General features: G+C 68.2%; 17 protein-coding genes and 1 tRNA gene. 7 read left to right on the top strand and 11 right to left on the bottom strand.

The window, feature by feature from the left end; genetic code table 11:
- Window positions 1–63: 63 nt before the first annotated feature.
- Entirely contained in the window at window positions 64–330 is a 267-nt protein-coding gene (gene crgA / locus ACFQGD_RS00695; protein WP_345392152.1) for a cell division protein CrgA, read from the bottom strand.
- Between the two features lie 147 nt (window positions 331–477).
- Between crgA and ACFQGD_RS00690 the strand changes: the two genes are divergently transcribed.
- Window positions 478–1341 (top strand): class E sortase, encoded by an 864-nt coding sequence (locus tag ACFQGD_RS00690; protein WP_345392149.1) that lies wholly within the window; start codon window positions 478–480, stop codon window positions 1339–1341.
- A 76-nt stretch (window positions 1342–1417) separates the two neighbouring features.
- Window positions 1418–1570, top strand: coding sequence for a hypothetical protein (locus ACFQGD_RS00685; protein ID WP_345392146.1), 153 nt, complete (start codon window positions 1418–1420; stop codon window positions 1568–1570).
- 35 nt (window positions 1571–1605) lie between these two features.
- Here ACFQGD_RS00685 and ACFQGD_RS00680 read toward each other — a convergent pair whose 3' ends face one another.
- Entirely contained in the window at window positions 1606–2949 is a 1344-nt protein-coding gene (locus tag ACFQGD_RS00680; protein WP_345392143.1) for an FAD-dependent oxidoreductase, read from the bottom strand.
- A 100-nt stretch (window positions 2950–3049) separates the two neighbouring features.
- A complete protein-coding gene (locus ACFQGD_RS00675; protein WP_345392140.1) occupies window positions 3050–4264 on the bottom strand; it encodes a saccharopine dehydrogenase family protein in 1215 nt (404 codons plus the stop codon).
- Window positions 4265–4444: 180 nt separating this feature from the next.
- Here ACFQGD_RS00675 and ACFQGD_RS00670 point away from each other — a divergent pair, with 180 nt between their 5' ends.
- On the top strand, window positions 4445–5089 hold the full coding sequence (locus tag ACFQGD_RS00670) for an aminodeoxychorismate/anthranilate synthase component II (RefSeq protein WP_345392137.1): 645 nt from the start codon (window positions 4445–4447) through the stop codon (window positions 5087–5089).
- 54 nt (window positions 5090–5143) lie between these two features.
- Here ACFQGD_RS00670 and pknB read toward each other — a convergent pair whose 3' ends face one another.
- The 7 genes from pknB to ACFQGD_RS00635 form a co-directional block, all read right to left on the bottom strand.
- Window positions 5144–7168, bottom strand: a complete 2025-nt coding sequence (pknB, locus tag ACFQGD_RS00665; protein ID WP_345392134.1) for a Stk1 family PASTA domain-containing Ser/Thr kinase — start codon at window positions 7166–7168, stop codon at window positions 5144–5146.
- 102 nt (window positions 7169–7270) lie between these two features.
- Window positions 7271–8548, bottom strand: coding sequence for a serine/threonine-protein kinase (locus tag ACFQGD_RS00660; protein WP_345392131.1), 1278 nt, complete (start codon window positions 8546–8548; stop codon window positions 7271–7273).
- Window positions 8549–10042 (bottom strand): peptidoglycan D,D-transpeptidase FtsI family protein, encoded by a 1494-nt coding sequence (locus tag ACFQGD_RS00655; protein WP_345392128.1) that lies wholly within the window; start codon window positions 10040–10042, stop codon window positions 8549–8551.
- Window positions 10039–11751 (bottom strand): FtsW/RodA/SpoVE family cell cycle protein, encoded by a 1713-nt coding sequence (locus ACFQGD_RS00650; protein ID WP_345392125.1) that lies wholly within the window; start codon window positions 11749–11751, stop codon window positions 10039–10041. The genes ACFQGD_RS00655 and ACFQGD_RS00650 overlap by 4 nt, the downstream gene beginning before the upstream one ends.
- A complete protein-coding gene (locus ACFQGD_RS00645; protein WP_345392122.1) occupies window positions 11751–13100 on the bottom strand; it encodes a PP2C family protein-serine/threonine phosphatase in 1350 nt (449 codons plus the stop codon). Before ACFQGD_RS00645 ends, ACFQGD_RS00650 begins: the two co-directional genes overlap by 1 nt.
- On the bottom strand, window positions 13097–13561 hold the full coding sequence (locus ACFQGD_RS00640; protein WP_345392119.1) for an FHA domain-containing protein FhaB/FipA: 465 nt from the start codon (window positions 13559–13561) through the stop codon (window positions 13097–13099). Before ACFQGD_RS00640 ends, ACFQGD_RS00645 begins: the two co-directional genes overlap by 4 nt.
- Before the next feature lie 55 nt (window positions 13562–13616).
- The gene (locus ACFQGD_RS00635) at window positions 13617–14834 is read right to left on the bottom strand and encodes a DUF3662 and FHA domain-containing protein (protein ID WP_390183407.1); all 1218 of its coding nucleotides are present in this window, start codon (window positions 14832–14834) and stop codon (window positions 13617–13619) included.
- Between the two features lie 260 nt (window positions 14835–15094).
- Here ACFQGD_RS00635 and ACFQGD_RS00630 point away from each other — a divergent pair.
- From ACFQGD_RS00630 to ACFQGD_RS00615, 4 genes are all read left to right on the top strand, one after another.
- Window positions 15095–15177, top strand: a tRNA-Leu gene (locus ACFQGD_RS00630).
- 325 nt (window positions 15178–15502) lie between these two features.
- Window positions 15503–17188 carry a substrate-binding and VWA domain-containing protein gene (locus ACFQGD_RS00625; RefSeq protein WP_345392113.1) on the top strand — a complete coding sequence of 562 codons (1686 nt, stop codon included), beginning with the start codon at window positions 15503–15505 and terminating at the stop codon, window positions 17186–17188.
- A gap of 39 nt (window positions 17189–17227) precedes the next feature.
- Window positions 17228–18958: a hypothetical protein gene (locus ACFQGD_RS00620; protein ID WP_345392110.1), complete on the top strand. Its 1731-nt coding sequence runs from the start codon at window positions 17228–17230 to the stop codon at window positions 18956–18958.
- Window positions 18958–23106 carry an alpha-(1->3)-arabinofuranosyltransferase gene (locus tag ACFQGD_RS00615; protein ID WP_345392108.1) on the top strand — a complete coding sequence of 1383 codons (4149 nt, stop codon included), beginning with the start codon at window positions 18958–18960 and terminating at the stop codon, window positions 23104–23106. Before ACFQGD_RS00620 ends, ACFQGD_RS00615 begins: the two co-directional genes overlap by 1 nt.
- 4 nt (window positions 23107–23110) lie before the next feature.
- On the opposite strand, the gene ACFQGD_RS00610 is transcribed toward ACFQGD_RS00615, so the two are convergent.
- Complete coding sequence (locus ACFQGD_RS00610; RefSeq protein WP_345392105.1) at window positions 23111–24400, bottom strand: lipopolysaccharide biosynthesis protein; 1290 nt, start codon at window positions 24398–24400, stop codon at window positions 23111–23113.
- Window positions 24401–24484 lie beyond the last annotated feature (84 nt).

The following is a 24484-nucleotide window of genomic DNA, read 5'->3' as shown; positions in this document are numbered from 1 at the left end:
GGGTGGTTATCCACAGGGCTTATCCACAGTGGGGATTCGACACAGTGGTGTAATTCACACTTCTCAGCGCCATCGCATGGTCATCAGCAACCCGGTGATCATCAGCGCGAAACCGATCGCGAAGTTCCAGTTGCCGAGTTCCGCCATGAAGTCGATCTTGTGGCCGGCCAGGTAGTTCACCACGATCCAGACGAGCCCGAGCAGCATCAGGCCAAACATCACGGCCAGGTAGACCGGGTGCGACGGACCCTGCGCGCGAACTTTGACCGCCGTGTTCTTGTTCGCGGGCGGTGTGTACGCCGTCTTCTTGCGTACCTTGGACTTAGGCATGCTCGTCAGTCTCCTTCACGCTTGACGGTGGGATGCTCGCACTCGTGCCAGTGGAAACTTTTCGCAGGTGCGCCCGCAACCGTCGTCTACCACCACGTTAACGTAACCGCGACGTTCCGAGAACGGGGGAGCCGAGGAGGAGAGGCCGTGGGAAGCAGGCAGCGGCAGCGAACCAGCGCCCTCGTCGTCGTGGTGCGGACGTTTGGCGAGCTCATGATCACCTTGGGCATCGTCGTGCTGCTCTTCGTCGTATACACGCTGTACGTCACCGACGTCATCGCGGCGAAGAAACAGGACAGCATCAACGACGAACTGGAGCAGTCCTGGACGGGCCCGGTCGCGGAGCAGCCGAGCCAACCCAAAAAGCAGGCGAAGCGTCCAGCGAAACCCCAGCAGGGTAGCGGCTTCGCGCGGATCTACATCCCCAGCTTCGGCACGGACTTCCAGTTCGTCATCGTCGAGGGTGTGGGGTCGGACGAGCTCGAGGTCGGGCCGGGGCACTATCCGGACACCGCGCTACCAGGGCAGCCCGGCAACGTCGGCATCGCTGGTCACCGGATCGGCAAGGGAGCGCCGTTCAACGACCTCGACAAGCTGAACTCATGCGACGCCATCGTGCTGGAGACCGAGACGGACTTCTTCGTCTACCGCGTCATGCCGATGCCTGAAGAAGTCGCCGACTGGAACACCGTCAAGCGACGTGACCCCAGGTGCGCCCGCGTGCCGTCGCTGCGCCAGCCGAACCAGCCGGAGGGCGGGCCGTACAGCCGGACGGTCGGCCGCCGGATCGTCACGCCCGACAGGGGCGACGCCGTCGCGCCGGTGCCGTACCGTCCGGATAACCCGCTGCCGAAGGCGCAGCAGGCGTCGCTGGTAACCCTGACGACCTGTCACCCCGAGTACGGCAACAGCGAGCGGATGATCGTCCACGGTGCGCTGGTGAACCAGGTGCCGAAGCAACAGGCGGGCAGCTACCAGACGCTGCTCGGGATGATCGGGGAGCCAGTATGACGGCTCGCGACGGCGCGGTCGCCCCGCCTTGGCATGCCGGTGTGAGCATCCGCGGCGATCTGTCGAAGGGAGCCTGATGTACGGCTGGATCTGGCGTCATCTGCCCGGGCCGCTCGTGGTCCGGTTGTTCACCGCGATCGCGCTGATCATCACGATCGTCGCGGTGCTGTTGTTCGTCGTCTTCCCGTGGCTTGAGCCGCAGCTGCCCTTCAACGACGTCTCGGTGTAGAGCGCGGCAGCCCCAACGTGGTCTCCGGCAGGCGCTCACGCGCGGGAGACGCGCACCATCTCCTCGCGCTCGACGACCTTCTTCCGCTCGCGGCCCTCGGCCTCGCCCAGCGAGCGCTCGTGCGCGTCGAGCTGGTACCAGCCGTCCCACGTCGTGTACTCGACGCCACGCTGCTCAAGGAACTCCAGCACCGCGTCCTCGTCCGGCTGGACGGCTGGGGTGAGCGAGTCGATGTCGGCGAGCAAACTGCGGATCGTCTCCTGCGCGTCGCCCTTGGTGTGGCCGATCAGCCCGACAGGGCCGCGCTTGATCCAGCCGGTGACGTACACGCCGGGCACCTGGTCGCCGTCGATGTCGAGCACGCGGCCCGCTTCGTGCGGCACGGTGCCGGTCTGGTGGTCGAACGGCACCTCGGGCAGCGGGGACGACAGGTAGCCCACCGCGCGGTAGACGGCCTGAACGTCCCAGTCGTGGTGCTCGCCGGTGCCGCGCACGTTCCCGTCGCCTGTCAGCTCGGTGCGCTCGGTCCGCAGTCCGGTGACCGAGCCATCGCCGAGCACCTCGACGGGCGAGTGGAAGAAGTGTAGGTGCAGCCGCTTGGGCCGGTCGCCCTCGTCGCGGATGGCCCACTCCTGCAGTGTCTTGACGACCATGTCGACCTGCTTGTGTGCGCGCATCTCGGCGATCGAGCCCTCGTCGAACTCGATGTCCTCCGGGTACACGATGACCTCGACGTTCGGCGAGTGGTCCAGCTCCCGCAACTCCTGCGGCGTGAACTTCGCCTGCGCGGGGCCGCGACGGCCGAAGACGTGGACATCGGTGACCGGGCTGGCCTTGAGCCCGGCGTAGACGTTGTCCGGGATCTCGGTGGACGCCAGCTCGTCTGCCGTCTTCGCGAGGATCCGCGCGACGTCGAGCGCGACGTTGCCCGCGCCGATCACTGCCACACTCCTCGCGGTCAGCGGCCACTCGCGCGGGACGTCAGGGTGACCGTCGTACCAGGACACGAAGTCGGCCGCGCCGTAGCTGCCGTCCTTCTCGATACCGGGGATATTCAGATCGCGGTCGGCGGCGGCACCGGTGGAGAAGATGACCGCGTCGTAGAACTCGCGCAGGTCGTCCAGCTTCAGGTCGGTGCCGAAGTCGACGTTGCCGAGCAGTCGGATGCTCGGCTTGTCAAGCACCTTGTGCAGCGCCGTCACGATGCCCTTGATGCGCGGGTGGTCCGGCGCGACGCCGTAGCGAATCAGGCCGAACGGCGCGGGCATGCGCTCGTACAGGTCGATGCTCACGTCCGTGTCGGACTTGTCCAGGATGTCGGCGGCGTAGACCCCGGCCGGGCCAGCACCGACGATCGCAACACGCAGGGCTCTGGTCATATACACCAGAGTAAGTAAGGGTGCCCTAAGTGAAAACGTGATGCACGTGACAGGTCCACCAGGTGGGAAACCCACGCATGGCGGTTCACGCCCGCCGACGTCAGCCGAGCGTCACCTGCCGTGACGGAGGATTCACCGGCTTGCCGGCGAGCACCTCGAACCGGATACCCGCCCTGCGCAGTCGATCGATCAGCGCGTCACCCATCGCGGCTGCCGGGGTGAGCTGGCCCGCCCGCTCCGGCAGATCGTCGAACGCCAGGCACAGCGCGGACTCCGCCAGCATCTTCGACGTCTCACCGTAACCGGGATCACCGCCGGAGACCTCGGTGACGACCTCGGCGTCGCCCGCCGTGCCGTGGAACCGCACCGTGAACCATGACTTCGAGCGCTGCTCCTCGCTCGGTCCCTCGCCTGGCTTGCGAAGCGAGCTCAGCCGTTCGCGAAGCGGCCCGATCTGTGCCAAGCCAGCCAGCGCGCCGACGCCGATCGCGCCGCCCGCCAGCACCGGCAGGCGCTTGATCGCCGCGTAGTGGCTGTAGGTGAAGTCGGGGCCGTAGACGTCGAGGGTGCGGGCGGAGCGCGCCACGATCTGCGGGTCGATGGTGGGCAGTGGCACCACCCATGACCGTGCGATCTCGTCCCGCCTCGGCTTGCCTGCCACCGCGCGCGCCCGCCGGCCGGACGGTGTCGGCTCGATCTTCTTGCGCTGCTTGGCGGCATCGCGGGTCTGCGTGGTGCGAGACAGGATGTCCAGCGCGGAGGCGAGCGTGCCGCCGGACGGCTGACCACCGCCACGCACGAAGCCGTCGACGTGGATCGGCCGGTCGTGCGGCAACTGCCGCACCGTGAAGTACGCGCCGAGGTCGTGCGGAACGGAGTCGAAGCCGCAGGCGTGAATGATCCGTGCGCCTGACGCGACGGCCTTCGCCTGGTAGCGGACGTACATCAGGTCCGCGAACTCCGGCTCGCCGGTGAGGTCGAGGTAGTCGGTGCCAGTCTCGGCACACGCGGCGACCAGTGGCTCGCCGTAGGTCATGTACGGGCCGACCGTGGTGATCACGACACGGGTGTTGGCGGCGACCTCGCGCAGCGACGCGGGATCGCTCGCGTCGGCATGCAGCAGCGGCAGCTTCTCGCAATCCGGGTTGATCTCGGAGAGCCTGGCCCGCACTGCCTCCAGCTTGGTGCGGTTGCGCCCGGCGAGCGCCCAGCGGCAGTCGGATGGTGCGTGCGCGGCGAGGTATTCGGCCGTCAGTCGCCCGGTGAACCCGGTCGCTCCGAACACCACGATGTCGTGGGCGCGCTCAGCTGTCATTCTCGCTCCTCGCTCGACGACCAGGGAGCCGCGCGGCTCCCATTGCCCCGGACAGTCCCCAGTATCGCGGCGTGGCCGACGTCGCGCCCGTCGCGCGGCCTGAGAAGTCGGTCACTCCCTCGATAGGGTTCGGGCCCCGGCGCGGCGATTATGTGATGACACGGCGTATACGCTGGTCGCATGCGCGTGCTCGTTGTCGACAACTACGACAGCTTCGTTTACAACCTTGTCCAGTACCTCGCCCAGCTAGGCGCGGAGTGCACGGTGTCGCGCAACGACGTCGTGGACGTCGACCTGCTTGACGACGTCGATGGGGTGCTCGTCTCGCCAGGCCCCGGCACGCCGGAACGCGCCGGTCAGAGCATGGACGTCGTCCGCGAGTGCGCGCGGCGGGAGCTGCCCGCGCTGGGGGTGTGCCTCGGCCATCAGGCGATGGCGGCGGTGTGGGGCGGCACCGTCGATCGCGCGCCCGAGCTGCTACACGGCAAGACCAGCCAGGTGCTGCACTCCGGCGTCGGCGTACTCGCCGGGCTGCCGAGCCCCTTCACCGCGACCCGGTACCACTCGCTAACCGTGTTGCCGGAGACCGTGCCCGACATCTTCGACGTCACCGCGCGTACCGAATCGGGCATCGTCATGGGCATGCGCCACCGTGAGCTACCGATCGAGGGCGTGCAGTTCCACCCGGAGTCGGTGCTCACCGAAGGCGGGCATCGGATGCTGGCCAACTGGATGGCGCTCGCTGGTCATCCGGTGCCGGAAGGCCGGGTGACCGAGCTGGAAGATGCCACCCGGACGCTGCAGCAAGCCGCCGTCGCCGGCTAGCGCGGAACTCGCGACACCACAACGCGGGACTCGCGGCCGAGCGCGCGCGTGGCGTCAGCCGTCTTCCCCTCGGCCGTCGCCCGGCAAGATGCCGTTGCCGTCGCCCCCGCCGTTACCGTTGCCGCCATCACCGCCGTCCTCGGTGTACTCGTCCACGTAGAGGGTCACGGAGTCCGACCGGCGCATGTCGTTACCCACCTCTGGGTTCGACGAGCTGACCAGCCCGTTCCGGTCAGGGTCGTCCACCGGGTTCTTGACTACCTCGACGTTGCCGGTATGCCCAGCGTCGGCGAGAATCTGCTTCGCCTCGTCCTCCGTCTTGTCGATGACGTCCGGCATCTCTATCTTCTGTTGCGAGCCATTGGACACCTCGACGGTGACGACCGAGCCCTTCACGGCCTTGCCGTCGTTCGGGTCCTGGCCAACAACGGTTCCTTCCGGCTGGTCCGAGTCGACGTCGACCCGGTTGACTTCGAAACCGACCGCGCGCAGCCCGGCGTCCGCCGTCTCGAATGACTCTCCGGTGTAGTCGGTGACCTCCACCATCTCCGGTTTGGCGAACACCGACAGCGTGACGACCGAGCCCTCGTCGACGAACTCGTTCGCCGCAGGGGTCTGCTTGGCGACCTTGCCGGTCTTGTTTGGATCGGTGTTCTCGACCTTTTTGACGTTCGGGTCGAGCAGCAGGTTGTTCTGTTCGATGATGCGCTCCGCCTCGGCCTGCTTCTTGCCGACGAGCTTGGGCATCTGGATTTCCTCCGGCAGCAGCCCGTACTTCAGCGTGATGGTCTGCGTGACGTCGACCATGGTGTTCTCGGCTGGGTTGACCTCGATCACCCGCTGTACATCAGTCTGCGGGTCACACGGGGCCGCCTCACCGAAGGCGGTCGGCATGCATTTGACGCCTTCCTTCTCGATGTCGGAGAAGCCCGCTTCGCGCAACGCGATCTCGGCCGGGTCGACCTTCTGCCCGACGATGTTGGGCACGGCGGCGACGTCGCTGTCACTGCCGAAGGGGTCGGCCAGCCACAGGATGGCGGCCAGTATGGCGACGCCGAGTAGCGCGAGCAGGCCGATCATCCGCCTGCGGCGCCGTTGGCGTTCCTCAGCCTCGATGGCGGCGTAGTCGTCGTAGTCGTAGCCTTGTGCGTACTCGTCGTAGTCTTCCTGGTGTGAGCTACCCGCGCCCATCACCTGCGTGCGGTCGGCAGGGGTCATCACCATCGGTGCCGCGGGTCGCTGCTGGGAAAGCACCCGCACCAGGTCGGTGCGCATCTCGGCAGCGGATTGGTACCGGTTGGCTGGCCCTTTGGTGAGCGCCTTGAGCACGACAGCGTCGAGTTCGGGGCTGATGTTCGGGTTGAGCAGCGACGGTGCGGACGCGTCCTCTCGCACGTGCTGATAGGCGACGGCGACAGGGGAGTCGCCGGTGAACGGTGGCTGACCCGTGAGCAGTTCGTAGAGGACACAGCCCGCCGCGTAGACGTCGCTGCGGGCGTCGACGGACTCGCCGCGCGCCTGCTCCGGTGAGAGGTACTGCGCGGTGCCGATGACGGCAGCGGTCTGCGTCATCGCGGCCTGGCCGTCGTGGATGGCGCGCGCGATACCGAAGTCCATCACCTTCACGGCACCGGTCTTGCTGATCATCACGTTCGCCGGTTTGACGTCGCGGTGCACGATGCCGTGCCGGTGCGAGAAGTCGAGCGCGGCGCAGACGTCCGCCATGACCTCCATGGCGCGCCTCGGCTCCAGCGGACCCTCTGTCTTGATGATGTCCCGGAGCGTGCGACCCTCGACGTACTCCATGACGATGTAGGGCAGCGGACCGTACTCGGAATCCGTCTCGCCGGTGTCGTACACGGCGACGATCGCGGGATGGTTGAGCGCGGCGGAGTTCTGCGCTTCGCGGCGGAACCGCTCCTGAAACACGCTGTCGCGGGCGAGGTCCGCGCGCAGGATCTTGACGGCGACCTCCCTGCCGAGCCGCACGTCATGGCCGTGATGAACCTCGGACATCCCGCCGTAGCCGAGGGTGTCCCCCAGCTCGTAGCGATTCGAGAGCAGGTTCGCCGTACTCATCGCCGTCCTCGTTTCGCGATTGGCGCCGACGTGGCAGGGTCAGGTGTCCGGTACGTCGCGGTGCCGTGCGTGTCGTGGTTCATCGCACTGTCGTCCTGTTCATCATGCGCCATGCCGAGCCTCATCGGGGTAACGCTCATTGTCGTCCGCTGGGGTGACCGCGAGGCCGAAGGGCCTGACCTCGGTGGGCTCGGCACCAGCACCAGTCGGTTGCTGTTCAGCGGGCAGGGTAGTGGGCGCCGTCGCCGGTGTGTTCTCGTCACCGCCCGAACCGATGTTGTCGATCAGCATCGGCACGATGAGCGCCGCCATCACGATGAAGCCGACGCTGATGATGGCGAGCAGCACCCACAGCAACGGGCTGCGAGACGCCCCACGCTGCGAGGGCTGCGGCATGGGGAACGCACCGCTTGGCACGGGCGCCACCGGGTGCATCCTCGGCCGCGAACCGGGGCCCGGCTGCGTCGGGATTCCGCGCGGTGGCGTCGTCGTCGCCCCGACGGGCAGTGGCGGTGGGTGGCCGTGCCGGACGGCGGCGACGGCGTTGGCGAACTCCCCGCCGTCGGCGTAGCGCAGCGCGGGGTCCTTGACCAACGTGGACTCGATCAGTGCCCGTACCGTCGGCGGGACGTCGGGCGGCAGCGGTGGTGGCAGGTCGCGGATGTGCATCATCGCAACGGTGACCGCGTTCTCCGACAGGAACGGCCGTCTTCCCGCGAGGCATTCGTAGCCACACACCGCGAGCGAGTAGACGTCGCTCGCGGGCGACGCATCCTTGCCTGTCGCCTGCTCGGGGGCGATGTAGTGCGCGGTGCCCATCACCATGCCGTTGCGGGTCACCGGTGCGGCATCGGCGGCCTTGGCGATGCCGAAGTCAGTCAGCTTGACGGTGTCGGTGCCGTCGCCGCCCCTGACGACGAGGATGTTGCCTGGCTTGATGTCACGGTGCACCAGCCCGCGCTCGTGGGCGGCGTTCAACGCCCTACCCGCTTGCTCCAGTATCGGGAGCAGCCGGTCGGCGGTCATCCGGCCCGCGCGGGCGAGCAGCGTGGCGAGGGGTTCGCCGTCGACAAGCTCCATGACGAGGTAGGCAAGGTTGTCCTCGGCGCCGTCGGTGCCGGGCACGCCAGACGCCGCCTCGCCGTAGTCGTGCACCGCCGCGATACCAGGATGGTTCAGCGAGGCCGTCGTGCGTGCCTCGGTACGGAAGCGGTGCAGGAACTCGGCGTCCCCTGACAGCTCCGCCTTCAGGATCTTGACGGCGACGGTGCGGTCCAGCCTGGTGTCGCTGGCCCGCCACACTTCGCCCATGCCGCCGACGGCGATCCGACTGTCCAGTCGGTACCGCTCGGCGAGCAGCTGCCCCGAGGTGATCGCCATCTAGCCTTCCCCCAGCGCCGCGTCGATGGTCAGGCGTCCGATCGCGGCGGCGACGGTGCCGCCGGTGGCCGCGAGCCCCCTGTCACCGCCGCTTTCCACGATCACCGCGACCGCGACCTGCGGGTCTTCCGCCGGCGCGAAGGCGGTATACCAGGCGTGCGGCGGGGTGTTCTTCGGGTCGTTGCCGTGCTCTGCCGTGCCGGTCTTGGACGCGATGGTGAGGTCGGAGCGCTTGCCCTCTCCGCTGGTGTTCGCCTCCGATGCGATCATCATGTCGCGAAGCACGTCGGCGTTCTCGCTGCTCAGAGCGCGCTCGCCGGTCAGCTCCTCCGGGTCGAACTCCTCCAGCGTCGACAGGTCCGGCGCGAGCAGCTCCTTTACCAACTGCGGCTTCATCGCGATGCCGTCGTTGGCGATCGTCGCGGCGAGCATGGCGTCCTGCAACGGCGTGAGCCGGACGTCGCGCTGGCCGATACCGCTCTGATAGAGCACAGCGGACGAGTCGAGCGGGCCGAGGTGCGACTCCTCGACGTCGAGCGGGATCGAGAGGTCGTCCATCCCGATGCCGAACTGCTTGGCCGTCGAGCGCAACTTCTGCGCGCCGAGTTCATCGGCGAGCTTGGCGAACGCGGTGTTGCACGAGTACGCGAGAGCGTCCTTCAACGTCGAGCCGGGGCAGGTCGCGCCGGCGAAGTTCTCCAGCGTGATGTTGTTGGTGCCCGGCAACACGACGTTGCTCGCGCTCTCGACCGGGGTGTCCGCCGTCGCGCCATCCTCCAGCGCGGCCGCCGTCACGACGAGCTTGAACGTCGAGCCGGGCGGGTAGGTTTCCTGGATGGCGCGGTTGCGCATCGGGTTGTTGTGGTTACAGTTCGGCGCCGACGTATCGCAGTTCCACGAGGCCCACGCCTGTTCCTGCTTATTGCCGTCGTGCGAGGCCAGCTTGTTCGGGTCGTACGAGGGCGTCGACACCATCCCCAGGATTTCGCCGGTGTCCGGCTTGAGCGCGACGACCGAACCGGTGAATCCCCGCGACGTCATCGCCTCATAGGCGGCCTGCTGCACAGTCGGGTCGATGGTGACCTGCACGTGGCCGCCGCGCGGGTCTCGTCCCGTGATGATGTCGGACAGCTTGCGCACGAACAGCCGTGCGTCCTCACCCGTGAGGATGTCGTTCTTGGCGCGCTCGATGCCCGCCGAGCCGTAGCGCCACGAGTAGTAGCCGGTGATCGGCGCGTACATCGGTCCGTTGCGGTACTCGCGCAGGAACTGTAGCCGGTCGTTCGTTTTGCTGCTCTGCGCGAGGATCGTGCCGCCGAACTGTGACACGATCTGTCCCCGCTCGCGGCTGTACTCGTACAGCAGTTGCCGCTGGTTACGGGAGTCGTCGCGGTAGTCTTCCGCCTTGACGACCTGGATGTAGGTGGCGTTGGCGAGTAGCAGCACCACCATGGCGAGCATCGTGAGCCCCACCCGGCGCAGGGGAGTGTTCATGCCTTTGACTCCCCCTCCGTGCCGTTGCCGTGATCAGTACCGCCCGCCGAGTCGGCGCCTGGTCCGTTGCTGGTGCCGTTGGCTGCTCCGGAGTGTCCGCCACGATTCGACGGAGTGGCGGGGCCCGGCGCGGGGGCGCCATCCGAGCCTGGACCCGGATACGTCGCCGGACCAGAGCCGTTAGGTGGCGGGGGCGGTGGGGCAGGGGGTAGGTCGGATTCACCGACACCGCCACCTGCGCTGGGCGCCTGCACCATGACGGTGTGCGCCTCCGCGATCGGCGGCTGCTGTTGCTGCGGACGCTGCCTGGCCTGTGGCTGCGGCCTGCGAGCGGCGTCCGAAATGCGCAGCAGCAAGGCCACCAGGATGTAGTTCGCCAGTAGCGACGACCCGCCGTAGGACAGGAACGGCGAGGTGATGCCGGTCATCGGGATCAGCTTGGTGACCCCGCCTGCCACGACGAACACCTGCATCACCAGCGCGAACGCGAGACCGCCGCCGAGCAGCTTGCCGAAGGTGTCGCGGACGGCGAGCGCGCCGCGCATACCCCGCATGCCGAGTATCAGGTACACCATCAGCACCGCGGCGAGGCCGATGAAGCCCAGCTCCTCGCCGATGCCGGCGAGGATGAAGTCGGTGTTGGCCTCCGGCACCGTCTCGGGACGGCCCGCGCCCAAGCCGGTGCCCATCACGCCACCGGTGCCGAGCCCGAACAGCGCCTGCGCGACCTGGTAACCGCCACCCGGCTCGTCGTAGGTCTCCAGCGGATCGATCCAGTTCGCCACGCGCTGCTCGACGTGAGTGAACAGGGTGTACGCGAGTAGGCAGCCCGCGCCGAACATGCTCAGGCCGACCGCTACCCAGATGAACCGCTCGGTCGCGACGTAGAGCAGCATAAGCACGACGCCGAAGAACAGCAGTGCGGGACCGAGGTCCTTCTGCAGCACGAAGATGCCGAGGCACACGCCAGCGGCGATGATGATCGGTCCGAGGTCTCGCGCGCGCGGCAGCTCGACGCCGAGCACCCGTTTCCCCGCCACCGTGAACAGGTCGCGTTTCGCGACGAGGAACGACGCGAAGAAGATCAGCAGCAGGATCTTCGCGAACTCACCCGGCTGGATGCTGAAGAGGCCGAACTTGATCCACACTTTCGCGCCGTTGACCTCGGAGATCGCGCTGGGGAGCACGGCAGGCAGCGCGAGCAGTACGAGGCCGATGAGGCCCGCGGTGTAGGAGTACCGGGTCAGCGTGCGGTGATCTTTGATCACCATCAGCACGGCGAGGAACAGCGCGAGTGCCAGCACCGTCCACATCACCTGGCGGGGAGCCACCCCGGTGAAGTCCCTGCCGACCTGTGTCGCCCGCTCGGCGAGCGCGAGGTCGATGCGGTAGATCATGACGAGGCCAATGCCGTTGAGCAGCGCCACGCACGGCAGGATCAGTGGGTCGGCATAGGGTGCCCACCGCCGTACCGCGAGGTGTGCCGCGGCGAAGATGCCCAGGTAGGCGAGCCCGTACCACACGATGGCCAGGGTGAGTTCCTGCTCCTGGTTGGCGTCGACAAGCACGAGCGCACCCGTCATGATGACGGCGGCGAACGCCAGCATGAGCAGTTCCGTGCCGCGTCGGGTGGTGGGGGCGGCACCGCCAGGATTGGTCGCTGCCGCCTCGGATTCCCGCCCACCGACCAGACCCACTGGCCGGTTCATCAGCCACCGCCATCCTGGTCGGCGCCGGTCGTCTGCCCACCGGTCCGGTCGTCGGCGTCGGTCGTGGTCGGCGCGGGGAACGGTCCGGGGATCGGCGATGGCGAGGCCACGGTCTCGTCCTCCGAATCCCGGTGGAAGCTGGAGCGCGAGCGCAGCGTGTGGATGTAGGTCTTGGCGTCGTCGAGGCTGTCCTTCTCGACCCCGTTGCGCAGCACGTCCTGCACGTTCTCGACTAGGTCGTCCGCCATAAGCGGTTCGCACGCCGCGCTCAGGCCCGCACAGGAGTCGGCCTCGGCCGAGCTCAGGTCTATGCCGAGGATGCTGCCCTTGATGCCACGGAAGACGGTGACCTCACCCGTTTCGTCGACGCCGACGTAGTACTGCTGCATCACGAAGAACCGGGTCGTTATCGTCGCGGCGGCGAGGACTAGCAGCACCAGCGCCAGCCCGACGATCAGCTTGATGCGCTTGCTGCGTTGCGCTTTTGGGTCGGGTGGCTCCGGTTGCTCGACGGGCCGAGTCGGCGGGGGCGGATTCAGCGCTCGGGCTCTGGCGGCGGGCGAGTCACCCTGATGACCTTCGTCGCTGCCGTCACCAGCGGCCCCACCGATGATCGGGGCGTCATCGCCATAGTCGACATCGACGACGTCCGCGACGATGACGGTGACGTTGTCCGTGCCGCCACCCTTGAGCGCGAGTTCGATCATCCGGTCGGCGCACTCTTGCGCGTCGGTGATCTTGATGGCCTCTTCGAGCGTCTGCCTGCTGACCATGCCGGAGAGACCGTCGGAGCAGAGCAGATAACGATCGCCTGCCCGTGCTTCGCGGATCGTCAGGCTGGGCTCAACCTCGTGGCCGGTCAGCGCCTTGAGCAGCAACGACCGTTGCGGGTGCGAGTCCGCCTCTTCCTCGGTGATGCGGCCTTCGTCCTGCAGCTTCTGCACGAACGTGTCGTCGTGAGTGATCTGGGTGAGCTGACCACCCCGCAGCAGGTAGGCGCGGGAGTCACCGATGTGGACGAGGCCGAGGGTGCTGCCGGAGAACAGGATCGCGGTCAGCGTGGTGCCCATGCCCTCGAGTTCGGGCTCGTTCTCCACAAGTTCGGCGATGGCGTTGTTGCCGCCGATCACGGATTCGCGGAGCTGGCTGAGCAGGTCGTCGCCCGGCTCGTCGTCGTCGAGCGGGGCCAGCGCTGCGATGACGACCTTGCTCGCGACCTCCCCTGCCGCGTGGCCGCCCATTCCGTCGGCGAGAGCGAGCAGGCGAGGGCCTGCGTACACGGCGTCCTGGTTGTTGGAGCGAACCAGACCCCGGTCGCTGCGGGCTGCGTAGCGAAGCACAAGCGTCATGGGCGAAGCTCGATCACCGTCTTGCCGATCCGGATGGGGACACCGAGGGGTACTCGGAGTGGTGCTGTGACCTTAGCCCGATCCAAGTACGTTCCGTTCGTCGATCCCAGATCTTCGACGTACCAATCGGTGCCACGCAACGAAAGGCGTGCGTGTCGCGTCGACGCGTAGTCGTCGTCGAGCACGAGCGTCGAGTCGTCCGCCCTGCCGATCAGGATCGGTCGGCCGTCAAGCGCGATCCTGGTACCAGCAAGCGCGCCGTGGGTGACGACCAGCTTGCCCGGTGACTTGCCGCCGCCGGCTTTCTGGGGTTGTGGTTTCTTTCGGAAATGCGGGATGTCGACCTTGAGGCCGGACGCCGCGTAGAGATCGGAGCGCACCACCCGCAGAGCGGCCAGCACGAATAACCAGAGCAGGGCCAAAAACCCTGCTCTGGTCAACTGCACGACAAGCTCTGGCACCTGAGTAAGTCCACTCCCGCTTCCATCATCGCCCGGTCAGGCCAGGAACCTCGCGTCAGCCCTGTGTTCGGAACGTCAGGGAGGAGTGCCCGACGCGGATCACATCGCCATCGGCGAGCTGCCAGGTCTGCACCGGCGTCCCGTTCACGGTAGTCCCGTTGGTCGAGCCGATGTCAGCCAGTGTCGCGCTCTGGCCATCCCAGGTGATCTCGAGGTGCCTGCGCGACACACCGGTGTCCGGCAACCGGAAGTCGGCGTCCTGTCCACGGCCAACGACGTTGCTGCCCTGCTTGAGGGAATAGCTGCGGTTGGAGCCGTCATCGAGCATGAGCGTCGCGGCCATCGGCCGGGCGCCGGTCTGCACCGGAGGCGGCGCGTAGCCGGGGTCGTAGGCCGGCTGCCCGCCGGGGGGAGTGCCGGGAGGTGGCGCGTAACCGCCGGGGTCATACCCGGGCTGACCACCCGGAGGGGGCGGAGGCGGTGGTGCGCCGTAGCCACCGGGGTCGTAGCCGGGTTGTCCGTAGCCGGGGTCGTAGCCAGGTTGCCCACCGGGTTGTCCGTAGCCGGGGTCGTAGCCGGGCTGGCCGTAACCGGGGTCGTAGCCAGGTTGCCCACCGGGTTGTCCGTAGCCGGGGTCGTAGCCGGGCTGGCCGTAACCGGGGTCGTAGCCAGGTTGCCCACCGGGTTGTCCGTAGCCGGGGTCGTAGCCGGGCTGGCCATAGCCAGGGTCGTAACCTGGCTGCCCGCCCTGCTGGTCGTAGCCGGGTTGGCCGTAGCCGTACTGGCCGTACGGATCGCCCTGGTCGTAGTGGCCGTAGCCGGGTGGCTGACTCATTGCTCGGTCTCCTGCGTTGCGGGGTGGTGCTTCCTGTCCTGAGCGTCCCATGTTGGTTGCCGCGATATCGGGGTCCACGGACGATCGGGTCCGGAACTGCCCAGTATGCAGCGCGTCGTTGCGCTCTAGCGAGACTACGACGTCACCATAGGTGTCCCAACCGTGCTCTGCGAGATGTTCCGCCACAGCATTCGCGAGCACCCTGGTAACACGGCGCTCGTCACCGGACATCCGGTCGTGGTCGGTAGGACCGAGGGACACGATGTAGTGGTTAGGTGCGAGTAACCGCCCACCAGCGAGCTCGCGGACATTGTCCTCGCTTTCACGCTCAAGGGCTTGCGCCACCTCCTGGGTGACGACATTGCCACCGAACATGCGCGCGAAGGTGTTGCCCACGATGCCCTCAAGACGCCGGTCAAAGCGCTGTATACGGCCCACCGGGACTCGCCCTCCTTCGCGCGCTCCTTCACGGTCCGATCGTATCTGTGTGCGGCCGGTTCGGCACTCGCCATCCTGGAAACACTCTGTGGTGACGCTCTCGTTGTCCCACTGTGCCAGTGCGGGGTGATACCGCTGTCAACCCGAGTTGGGGCTGGTGTTGCGTGCGCCACTGTGGGTGGTGGGTCGGTGGCCCTGGCTCACTGGAACACCCCCTGAAACGTGCTATCGAAGCCATTGCTAAGCTAGTTCAGCACTCAGGGCGAGTGGCGGAATGGCAGACGCGCACGGTTCAGGTCCGTGTGTCCGAAAGGACGTGAGGGTTCAACTCCCTCCTCGCCCACATCGAAGGGCCCCGCTTCGGCGGGGCCCTTTTCGCTTGTCTGGGCCGCTTCTCGGTCTCCCAGCGTTTCGGCTCGCGATGATCTGAAGACGTTTACGTCGCAATGACGACCGAAGTGTCTTCAGATCAACTTCATCCGGCCGGGAAGGTGAGACACGCGCGGCAGGGCCTCGCGCGCTACCGAGCGGTAACCACTCGCAACGCGGCGTGATCATCTGGCCCTGCTTGGTGCGAATGGCGCAGGCAAATACCGATGTTCGGACGTTCCGTGACGTGCGGAATTGACGAGAATGGATGAGGGTCACGAGCGAGGAGGGCGAAGCCGATGGGTCGACACGCCTCGGCGGGTCCCCCGCGTGCGCGCGTGATCGTGCTGAGCACGCTGCTTGTGCTCACCCTCGTCGGTTGGTTCGCCTTCGATTTCCTCGTCGACGAGCTGCGCGCGGCTGGCTGCGGATCGGACACCGCTATCACGGTCACCGCGGCCACCGACATCGCGCCGGTGGTGCGGCAGGCAGCGCGTACGGTGTCGCAGCAGGAAGGCGACGACTGCTATCGCGTGCACGTCACCGCGCGGGAATCCGAAGTCGCCGCCGAGTCACTCGTGCTGTCGCGGGGGACGAAGCCGCCGGACGTCTGGATTCCCGAATCCACGATGTGGCTCCAGCACGCCAACGACAAGGGCGCCTGGGACGTCCCCGTCAACGGCACGTCGATCGCGAGTACCCCAGTCGTGCTCGCGCTGACCGATGACGCCGCGACGCAGCTCGGCTGGCCAGCCGTCGCGCCGCGCTGGTCGGCGGTGGTCGGGCCGGACGCGGGGGACTTCGACGTCGGCATCGCGGACCCGGCGTGGGATCCGGCCAGCCTGTCCGCGCTCATCGCGCTCAAGCACCTCGCCGGTGACGCGCCGCGACCGGGCAAGGCGTACACGTCCTCGCTGCGGCACGTCGCGGCCAACGTAGCCGAGGAGCCGTCCACCCTTTACCAAAGGCTGCCGGGCAAGTCGGGCGACACCGAGCCGCTGGACGCCTTCCCGACAACGGAGTTCGACCTGCTCACCCACAACGTCGAGGCGCGCACCGCCGATCTGGTCGCCAGCTATCCCGAGCAGCCGATCCCCGCGCTGGACTTCCCCTACATCGTGCTGCCGGACACCACCGGCGAACGGCGCGCCGCCGCCAAGGACTTCCTCGACCGTCTGATCAGCCAACGGTTCTCGGAGGCGTTCGCCGACGCGGGGTTCCGCACGCCGGAGGGCATCGCGCTGCGGAAACGTGGCGAGCGGACGTCGTCGCGTGCGGTGCGGCCGGTCGCGCTGCCGGACGCCGGTGAGGTGCGGCAGTTGTTGAACGAGTGGGCTGGCGTGAACCTCAGTGCCCGCATCCAGGTGCTGCTCGACGTCTCCGGCTCGATGGGCGCCGTCGTGCCGGGCACCGGCAAGACCAGAATGGCCGCGACGATCGAGGCGGCGGAACTCGGCCTGCGGCTGTTCAAACCGACGACCAAGATCGGGCTCTGGCTGTTCTCCACCTACTTGGACGGCACCAAGCCGTACCGCGAGCTGCTGCCGGTGCGCCAGGTGCGGGAACACCTCAGCGGCGACGGCATCGCGCGACTGCGCTCCGCCGCGGACCAGATCGGCGGCAACACCGGGCTTTACGACAGCACGCTCGCCGCGTACCGCGAGGCAACCGAGAACTGGGAGGCGGGCCGCATCAACATCGTCGTCGTCCTGACCGACGGCGAGAACGCCTACCCGGAGGGCATCACCCGGGAGAAGCTGCTCACCAAGTTGCGCAAGCTCCGCGACCCGCGTCGTCCGTTGCAGGTCATTGGCATTGGCATCGGTCCGGACGTCGATAAGAAGGAGTTGGAGCAGATCGCGGCGGCGACCGGTGGTGAGGCGTTCACGACGCCCGACCCCAGCAAGATCAAGGACGTCTTCTACGCGGCGCTGTCGAAGTTGTTGTGCCAGCCGCCCGCGTGCAAACCGGACTCGGGACGCTGACGCGTGTGGCGTAACCACGGCGCGGTGCACTGTGCCGCGATGATCGCCGCGATCGTGCCGTTCGGCGTGCACGCTTGGTATGCGCTTCGGGGGTTCTTCGCCCACGACGACTTCTTGATCACCTACCGCGCCGCCACCGAAGGGCTGGACCTGGCGTATCTGTTCCAGGACTACAACGAGCACCTCTCGCCGGGTGTGTTCGCGCTGGCCTGGGTGGTGACCGAGGTGGCGCCGCTGAACTTCGCGGTCGCGATGCTGCCGTTACTCGCCATGCAGGCGGCGACGTCGGTCGTGTTGTGGCTGCTGCTCGTGCGGTGGTTCGGACCTCGGTGGCCACTGTTGCTGCCGTTCGTGGTCTTCACCTGCTCGCCCGTTGTCCTGACGCCGACGATGTGGTGGGCCTACGGGGTTCAGCTGTTGCCAACGATGCTGGCCATGGTCAGCGCGCTGTTCGCCCACACCGGATATCTGCTGGACGGTCGCACCAGCCAGGCCGTCGCGGGACTGCTGTGGGCGGGTGTCGGTCTCCTGTTCTACGAAAAGGCAGGCCTGATCCCATTGGTGCTCTTCGGGATCACCGTTCTGTTGGCGCCCGCCGGGAACCGCACACCGATCGCCTGGGCGGTGCGCTCACACCTGCGCCTGTGGCTGGCTTACGGCGCGCTGCTGGCCGCTTATGGCGGGCTCTATCTCGCGGTGACCACCGGTTCGTCGCAGGCGCCGGTGGCGGAGGATGGCCTGCCGCGACTGGCATGGCGGATGATCGTCGACAGCCTGCTCGTGCCGTCGCTTGGCCTGCCGGTGAGCGCGCCTGATGGGGAAGGCGTTCCTCAGTTGACCATGCCGCCACTGGCGTTCGAAGTGCTCGCCGTCGTGGTTGCGGTCGGCGTGCTGGTGGCCGGGTGGTGGCGGGGCCGCCGACGCGCGATCTATGCCTGGGCACTGCTTGGCACGTACCTGGTCATCGACGTCGGGCTGGTCGCCGCCAAGCGCTTGGCACTGCTCGGACCGGCCATTGGGATGGACATGCGCTATATCGCCGACGCCGTGTTGGTGATGGTGCTGTGCGGGGCGTTCGCCTTCCTCACGCCGCGTGGCCAGCACGCGACGTCTCCGGTGCCGACGCGGAGGGTGCGTCTCGGTGCCCCGGTGCTCGTCGTCGTGGTGCTGGCGGTAGCGATCGGCGCGACGGCCAGCACGGCACAACTGGCACCCGACATGCGGTTCTCGACCTCACGTGACTACGTCACCACCGCGCGCGCCGCGTTGGCGGCGCGCGGCGACATCGTGCTGTACGACACCCCCGTGCCGCGCGATGTGATGACGCCATGGTTCGGTTCCGATGGGGTCACGTCACGAGTGCTTGGGCAGTTCGAGAACTCCCCCCGATTCGACGAACCCGACGATGAGATCTACCTCCTTGACCGGGCTGGCAGGCCGACGGAAGTGACCGGGATCGTCGATGGCGTTCCTGGGATGCCTGGGCCGGTCGACGAGTGTGGCTACGCGGTGCGGGACCGCTGGAGCGTGATTCCGCTGACGTCCACTGTCGATGGCAGGCGGTTGGCGCGATTGCGGTACTTCACGGCGCGAGGTGGGCCCGCCACCGTGATCGCGGGCGGCACGAGAATCCGCGTTGATCTCGACAAGGGCGAGAATCGGCTGTACATCCCGATCGACGGCGTGGTGGGCCGGATCGAGATCAAGCGGAACACGCGGGTCGCCGCGGTGTGCGTCACAGACGTCGTCGTCGGACGGCCGGTGATCTGATGTCGCTGGTGGCGGTGTGGCGGAAACCGACAGCGTGGGTGCTGCTCGCGCTTACCGTGCTCTCGTTCCTACAACTGCCGGGCAGGACGACGTTCGACACCAAGCTCGACCTCGTCGTCAATCCGGTCGACTTCCTCGCCCGCTCGCTGCACCTGTGGAACCCGGAAGCCTCGGGCGGCGAGTTGCAGAATCAGGCCTACGGCTACCTGTTCCCGATGGGCCCGTTCTTCGCGGCGGGGGACCTGCTGAACATTCCGCCGTGGATCACGCAGCGGCTGTGGTGCGCGCTGCTGCTGTGTGTGGCGTTTCTCGGCGCGCTCGCGCTGGCGCGGGCGTTGCGGATCGGCTCGGAGCCCGCCCGCTACGCCGCCGCGCTCGGCTACGCGCTCGCGCCGAGGATGCTCACCGAGATCGGTCCGGTCTCCGCCGAGATGTTGCCAGCGGTGATGTTGCCATGGGTGATGTTGCCGCTGGTCAACGTCGACCGCATCGGCTCGCCACGCAAGGCCGCCGCGCTGTCGGCGCTCGCGGTGCTGTGCATGGGCGGCGTGAACGGCGCCGCTGTGGTCATGGCGCTGGTACTGCCCGGCCTGTGGCTGTTGACGCGGCGCTGGACCCGCGAGCACGTGCGGCTGTTCGCTTGGTGGGCCGGGTCGGTGACCCTCGCCGCGCTGTGGTGGTTCCTGCCGTTGCTGCTGCTAGGCCAGTACAGCCTGCCGTTCATCGACTACGTCGAGTCGTCCGCGAACACCACGTCACCGACGTCGTTGTTGCAGGTGCTGCGCGGCACGAACCAGTGGGTCGCCTACGTCTACGAGGGCACGGCGTGGTGGCCGTCGGGTTATCTCCTTGTCGACAACCCGGTGCTGATGCTGGCGACGGCGTTGCTGGCGACGGTCGCGGTGTTCGGGCTACTACGGCCGGGCCTGCCGGAGCGGCCGTTTCTGATCCTCGGCGTGTTCGCCGGTGTCACGCTGCTGACCATCGGCTACGTCGGGACGCTGGACAGCCCGTTCGCCGAGACCGTTCGCGACCTGCTGGACGGCCCGCTCGCCCCGCTGCGCAACGTCCACAAGTTCGAGCCAGGCCTGCGCCTGCCGCTGATGCTGGCCTTCGCGCACGCCATCACGGGGGTGCTGCCTGCCATGGCTCGGGGAGCGGCGCGCGGGACGGCGGCGGTGTGGGCGCGGCGCGCGCGGCTCGGCGTCGGGTTCCTGCTGGTCGCGATCGTGGCGACCCCGGCGTGGACCGGCACGCTGCGGCCCGGCCCCGGTTGGCAGGAGATCCCGGAGTACTGGACGACCGCGATGGACTGGCTCGGCGAGAACAGCGAGGGCACCCGCACGCTGCTGGTGCCAGGCACCGGGTTCGGGGAATACGACTGGGGCAAGACTGTCGACGAGCCGGTGCAGCCGCTCGCCGCGTCGTCCTGGGCGATGCGCAGCCAGATCCCGCTCGGCTCCGAGGGCAACACGCGGCTGATGGACGCGGTGGAGAATACGCTCGCCAATGGTAGGGGCAGCGACGGCCTCGCGACGTTCCTCGCCAGATCCGGCCACGGCTTCCTGTTGCTGCGCAACGACATCGACCGCGAGACGACCTCCGCACCACCGCTGAGCGTGCTGCGTGCCGCGCTGTCCAGATCGGACGGCGTCGAGCGGGTGACCGCCTTCGGGCCGGAGCTGCGGCCGTCGGAACTGCCGATCGTCAGCGGCATCGACCTGGACGCCGAGCCGGCGCGCGCGATCGAGGTCTACCAGGTCACCCGGCCCGTGCCGACCGCTACGGCGGTGCGGTTGGACGACGTCGCCACGGTCAGCGGCGGGCCGGAGTCGGTGCTGCGACTGCTCGACGCCGGACTGCTCCGCCCCGGCGAGCCCACCATCCTCGCCGGGGACGCCGACGGCGTGCGGACCGGCCGGTGGCTCGCGACGGACGGACTGCGACATCGGGAACGCAACGTCGGCAGGGTCCGCGCCAACCTCAGCCAGACCATGACCGTCGACGAACAGCCACGGCAAGATCGGCCCGCGCTCGACCTGCTGCCGGTGTCGGACCTGAGCCACAAGACGTTGGCGGACTACCAGGGCATCCGCGGGGTGACGGCGTCGTCCTCGGTGAGCTACGCCGACGCCGTGCGGATGAGTGACCCATCCGGCCAGCCGTTCGCCGCCATCGACGGCAACGCCTACACCGCGTGGCAGTCGTCCAGTTTCTACGGGCCGCAGGGGCAATGGCTCGACGTCGAGCTCGACACCCCCCGGCTGGTTGAGGAGGTGACGCTGCGACTGGTCGATGACCGCAGGGTCGGTTGGCCGGTGACGCGCGTGCGGATCACCACCGACACCGGGTCCGTCGAGCACGACGTGCCCACCAACGAGCCGGTGGCGCGATTCCCGGTCGCGCGCGGGCTTACTGGCAACGTCCGGGTGACCATCCTCGACGTCGCCGCCAACCGCCAGACCGGCAACGTCGGCATCGCGGAGTTGGCGATCCCCGGTGTCACACCGCAGCGGGCGTTGCGCGTGCCCGGCGACGTCGATCCTGCCGAGGACCAGCCGCTCGCGTTCTCGTTCAGTCGGGGGCCGTTGCCGCGCTACGCCTGCGTGACCGGCACCGGCGGCCAGCGCTGCGACGCGGGGCTGACCCGGTTCGGCGAAGAGCCGCACGGCCTGCACCGGCTGCTGCGGACACCGGTGACGACCCGGTACGAGTTCGGCGGCTCGGTGTTGCCGTCGTTCGGCGGTAACCACCCGGTGTCACTGCCCGGCGTCGAGCTGTCGGCGTCGACGACGTTGGCCGGTGATCTGGCAGCCGGGCCGCTCGCCGCCGTCGACGGCAACCCGAGAACGACCTGGATCGCCGACGTTACCGACACCAAGCCGACACTGCGGCTGCGCTGGCAAGGCCCGAGGAAGTTGACTGGGCTGCGACTGCGCACCGACGAGTCGTCCGGCGCCGCGCGGCCGGTCGAGGTCGTACTGAGCACGCCGACCACCAACCGGACCGTCCAGTTGGACGAGCGGGGCCGCGCGCCGATCGACCTCGTCACCGACCAGCTGGACATCCACCTGACCGCGCCCCCGCCGCGGCCGAACGACGCGGGCATCACGTGGCCAGACGGAACGACCGGCATCACCGAGCTGTCGCTGGACGGCGCCGGCGACCTGCTCGGCGGGGTCGGCCCGGACACGCCGTTCACCGTGCCGTGCGGGTCGGGCCCACCGGTGACCGTGGACGGCTTCCAGTACGCGACGTCGGTGTCCGGCACCGTCGGCGACGTCAACGCCCATCGCGAGCGGCGGTTCGACACCTGCGAGGACAGCGCGGGCGGGATCGAACTCGCCCCGGGCGCGCATGAGGTGCGCGGCGGGGAGTCGCCGTCGTTCGTGGTGCAGGACCTGTGGTTGCGTCCGGCGCGGTCCACCGGGCCGGATGGTGTGGCCGGGTCCGACCCGGCGGCGTCCGATGGGCCCGTCGTCACCCGCGCCGTCACCGTGCGGCAGTGGGACATCGCGCATCGGGAATTGGACGTCGCGGCGGGGAAGGTCGCGGTGCTGACCGTGCCGGAGAACGCCAACGAGGGCTGGGTCGCCACCGTGGACGGCGAACCGTTGCGGCGCACCAGGGTCGACGGCTGGCAACAGGCGTGGCTGCTGCCAGCGGGCGACGCGACGACGGTGACGTTGAGCTTCGATCCGGACACCCACTACCGGCAGGCGTTGTTGATCGGTGCGCTCGCCGCGATGGCACTGCTGGTCGTGCTGTTCGTCCCGGTTCGGCGGTTGACGTCGATCAGCACCGCACCCGGCGGCACGCGGGCGATCACGGTGGCGCTCGGTGTGCTGCTCCTCGCGATCGGCGGCGTGCCCGCCGTCATCGCACTGCTCGCGTGCCTGCTCGCGGCGGCGTTGTGGGCGCGGGCACCGAGGGTGCTGGCCGTCGCCGGGATGGTGACGGCGGCACTGACGGCGGTCACCGGGCGGCTGCTGGGCAACGGCCAGGAGTGGGCGTACGGCTGGCTGGCCCAAGGCGCGATGCTGGTCGCTCTCGCGGCCGTCGTCGCCGCGTGCGTTGAGCGGTATCTGCCGCCACCGCTGGGCAACGCCGAACCGCGTGAACCACCCGCCGCGCCGAGTGGATCATGAGACGTCAGAGCCGCGGCGTCTGGGGTATGGCGAAGTTGCCGTGGCGCGAGAGGAGGCTGTGACGCAGCTCGATGAGCGCGCTCGTCAGCACCAGTCCCGCTGTCGTCGCGACCGCCGCGGTGACGATCTCCAGCAGCGAGTCGTGCAGCCAGACGGTGACAAGGGCGATCTCGATGCCGACCGCGACCCACACCAGCACCGTCGAGCGACGGTCCGCGCTGGCGATGCGCGAGTACAGCAGGATCTGCACCAGCGACAGCAGGGAGCCGACCAGCGCGAACGCCCACAGCGGGAGGGTGCTCGCCGCGTAGCCGCCACCGCCGATCAGCGTCACGATGTCGCTGCCGAACACGACGGCGACCAGCACGACGAGCGCGTTCAGGCCGGCGCAGAACCCGAGCGTGATCGGTACGACACGACGTCGCTGCTCGGCGTCGGCGAGCCGGGGCAGCGCGACGACGGCCATCGCGTACGGCAGCCAGTAGGCCATGCGGGTCATCACCCAACCGACCGCGTACTCGCCGCCCGCGTCCGGCGGCAGGTGATGCCGCGCGAGGATCAGGTCCAAGTTGACAAGCAGAACAAGCCCGAGCAGCGCCTGACCAGCGTGGAAGACCTCACTCACGTGTCCCGGCTGCCGTTTGACCAGCGGCGGCCTGCCGCACATCAGCCAGCCGGTCGTCGCGACGAGCAGTGTCCCGACGACCATCGTGCCGAGCGCCCCGGTTGGCGTGCCGAACACCAGCAGTCCGACCAGCGCGGCGCCGGTGCGGCCGAGGCCGTCGATGATGATCAGTCGCGCCAGCGCGCCGAACCGCTGCGCGCCTTGCAGCATGCCGAGGAAGATGCCGTTGCAGGTCACGCCAGTCAACGCGACCGCTACACACAACGTCGGCCACGGCGTTGAGAAGTGCAGCAGCATCATCAGCAACGGTGTCGCGGCGATCAGGAGTCCGGTGACGGCAGCGCTCGCGGTGAGCGCCATGGTGAAGAGTTGACCGAGGTCACGTTGTGGCAGGTCACGCAGGTGGGTGCTGGTCGTCTCGCCGGTGCGGAGCTTGGCCACGCGCAGCGCGGCGAACGTCTGCAGCCCCAGTGCGGGTACCGCGCCGACCACGAGGATCGCGAGCAGCGACCCGAACTCGCCCCATTGGGCCTGGCTGAGCAACCGGGGCGCGATGACGTTGAGCAGATACGCGCCGATATTGCTCGTGCCGAACGCGATGGCGACGATCAGCGTGTCGACCTGCGCTCGCTTAGCAGTACCGCGGAGTCCCGCAGCAACTCGCGTCATATCGGACCTCTGTTACCAAAGGGTAGTTCCACGAAACTCTAACCGCGAGATCATCGGAGGCAAATCTAGTGCGGAATTCGGGTC

Source organism: Haloechinothrix salitolerans (assembly GCF_042662605.1).
GTDB lineage: Bacteria > Actinomycetota > Actinomycetes > Mycobacteriales > Pseudonocardiaceae > Haloechinothrix_A > Haloechinothrix_A salitolerans.
The sequence above is the reverse complement of the archived record's forward strand: the minus strand, read 5'-3'. Positions and strand labels throughout refer to the sequence as shown.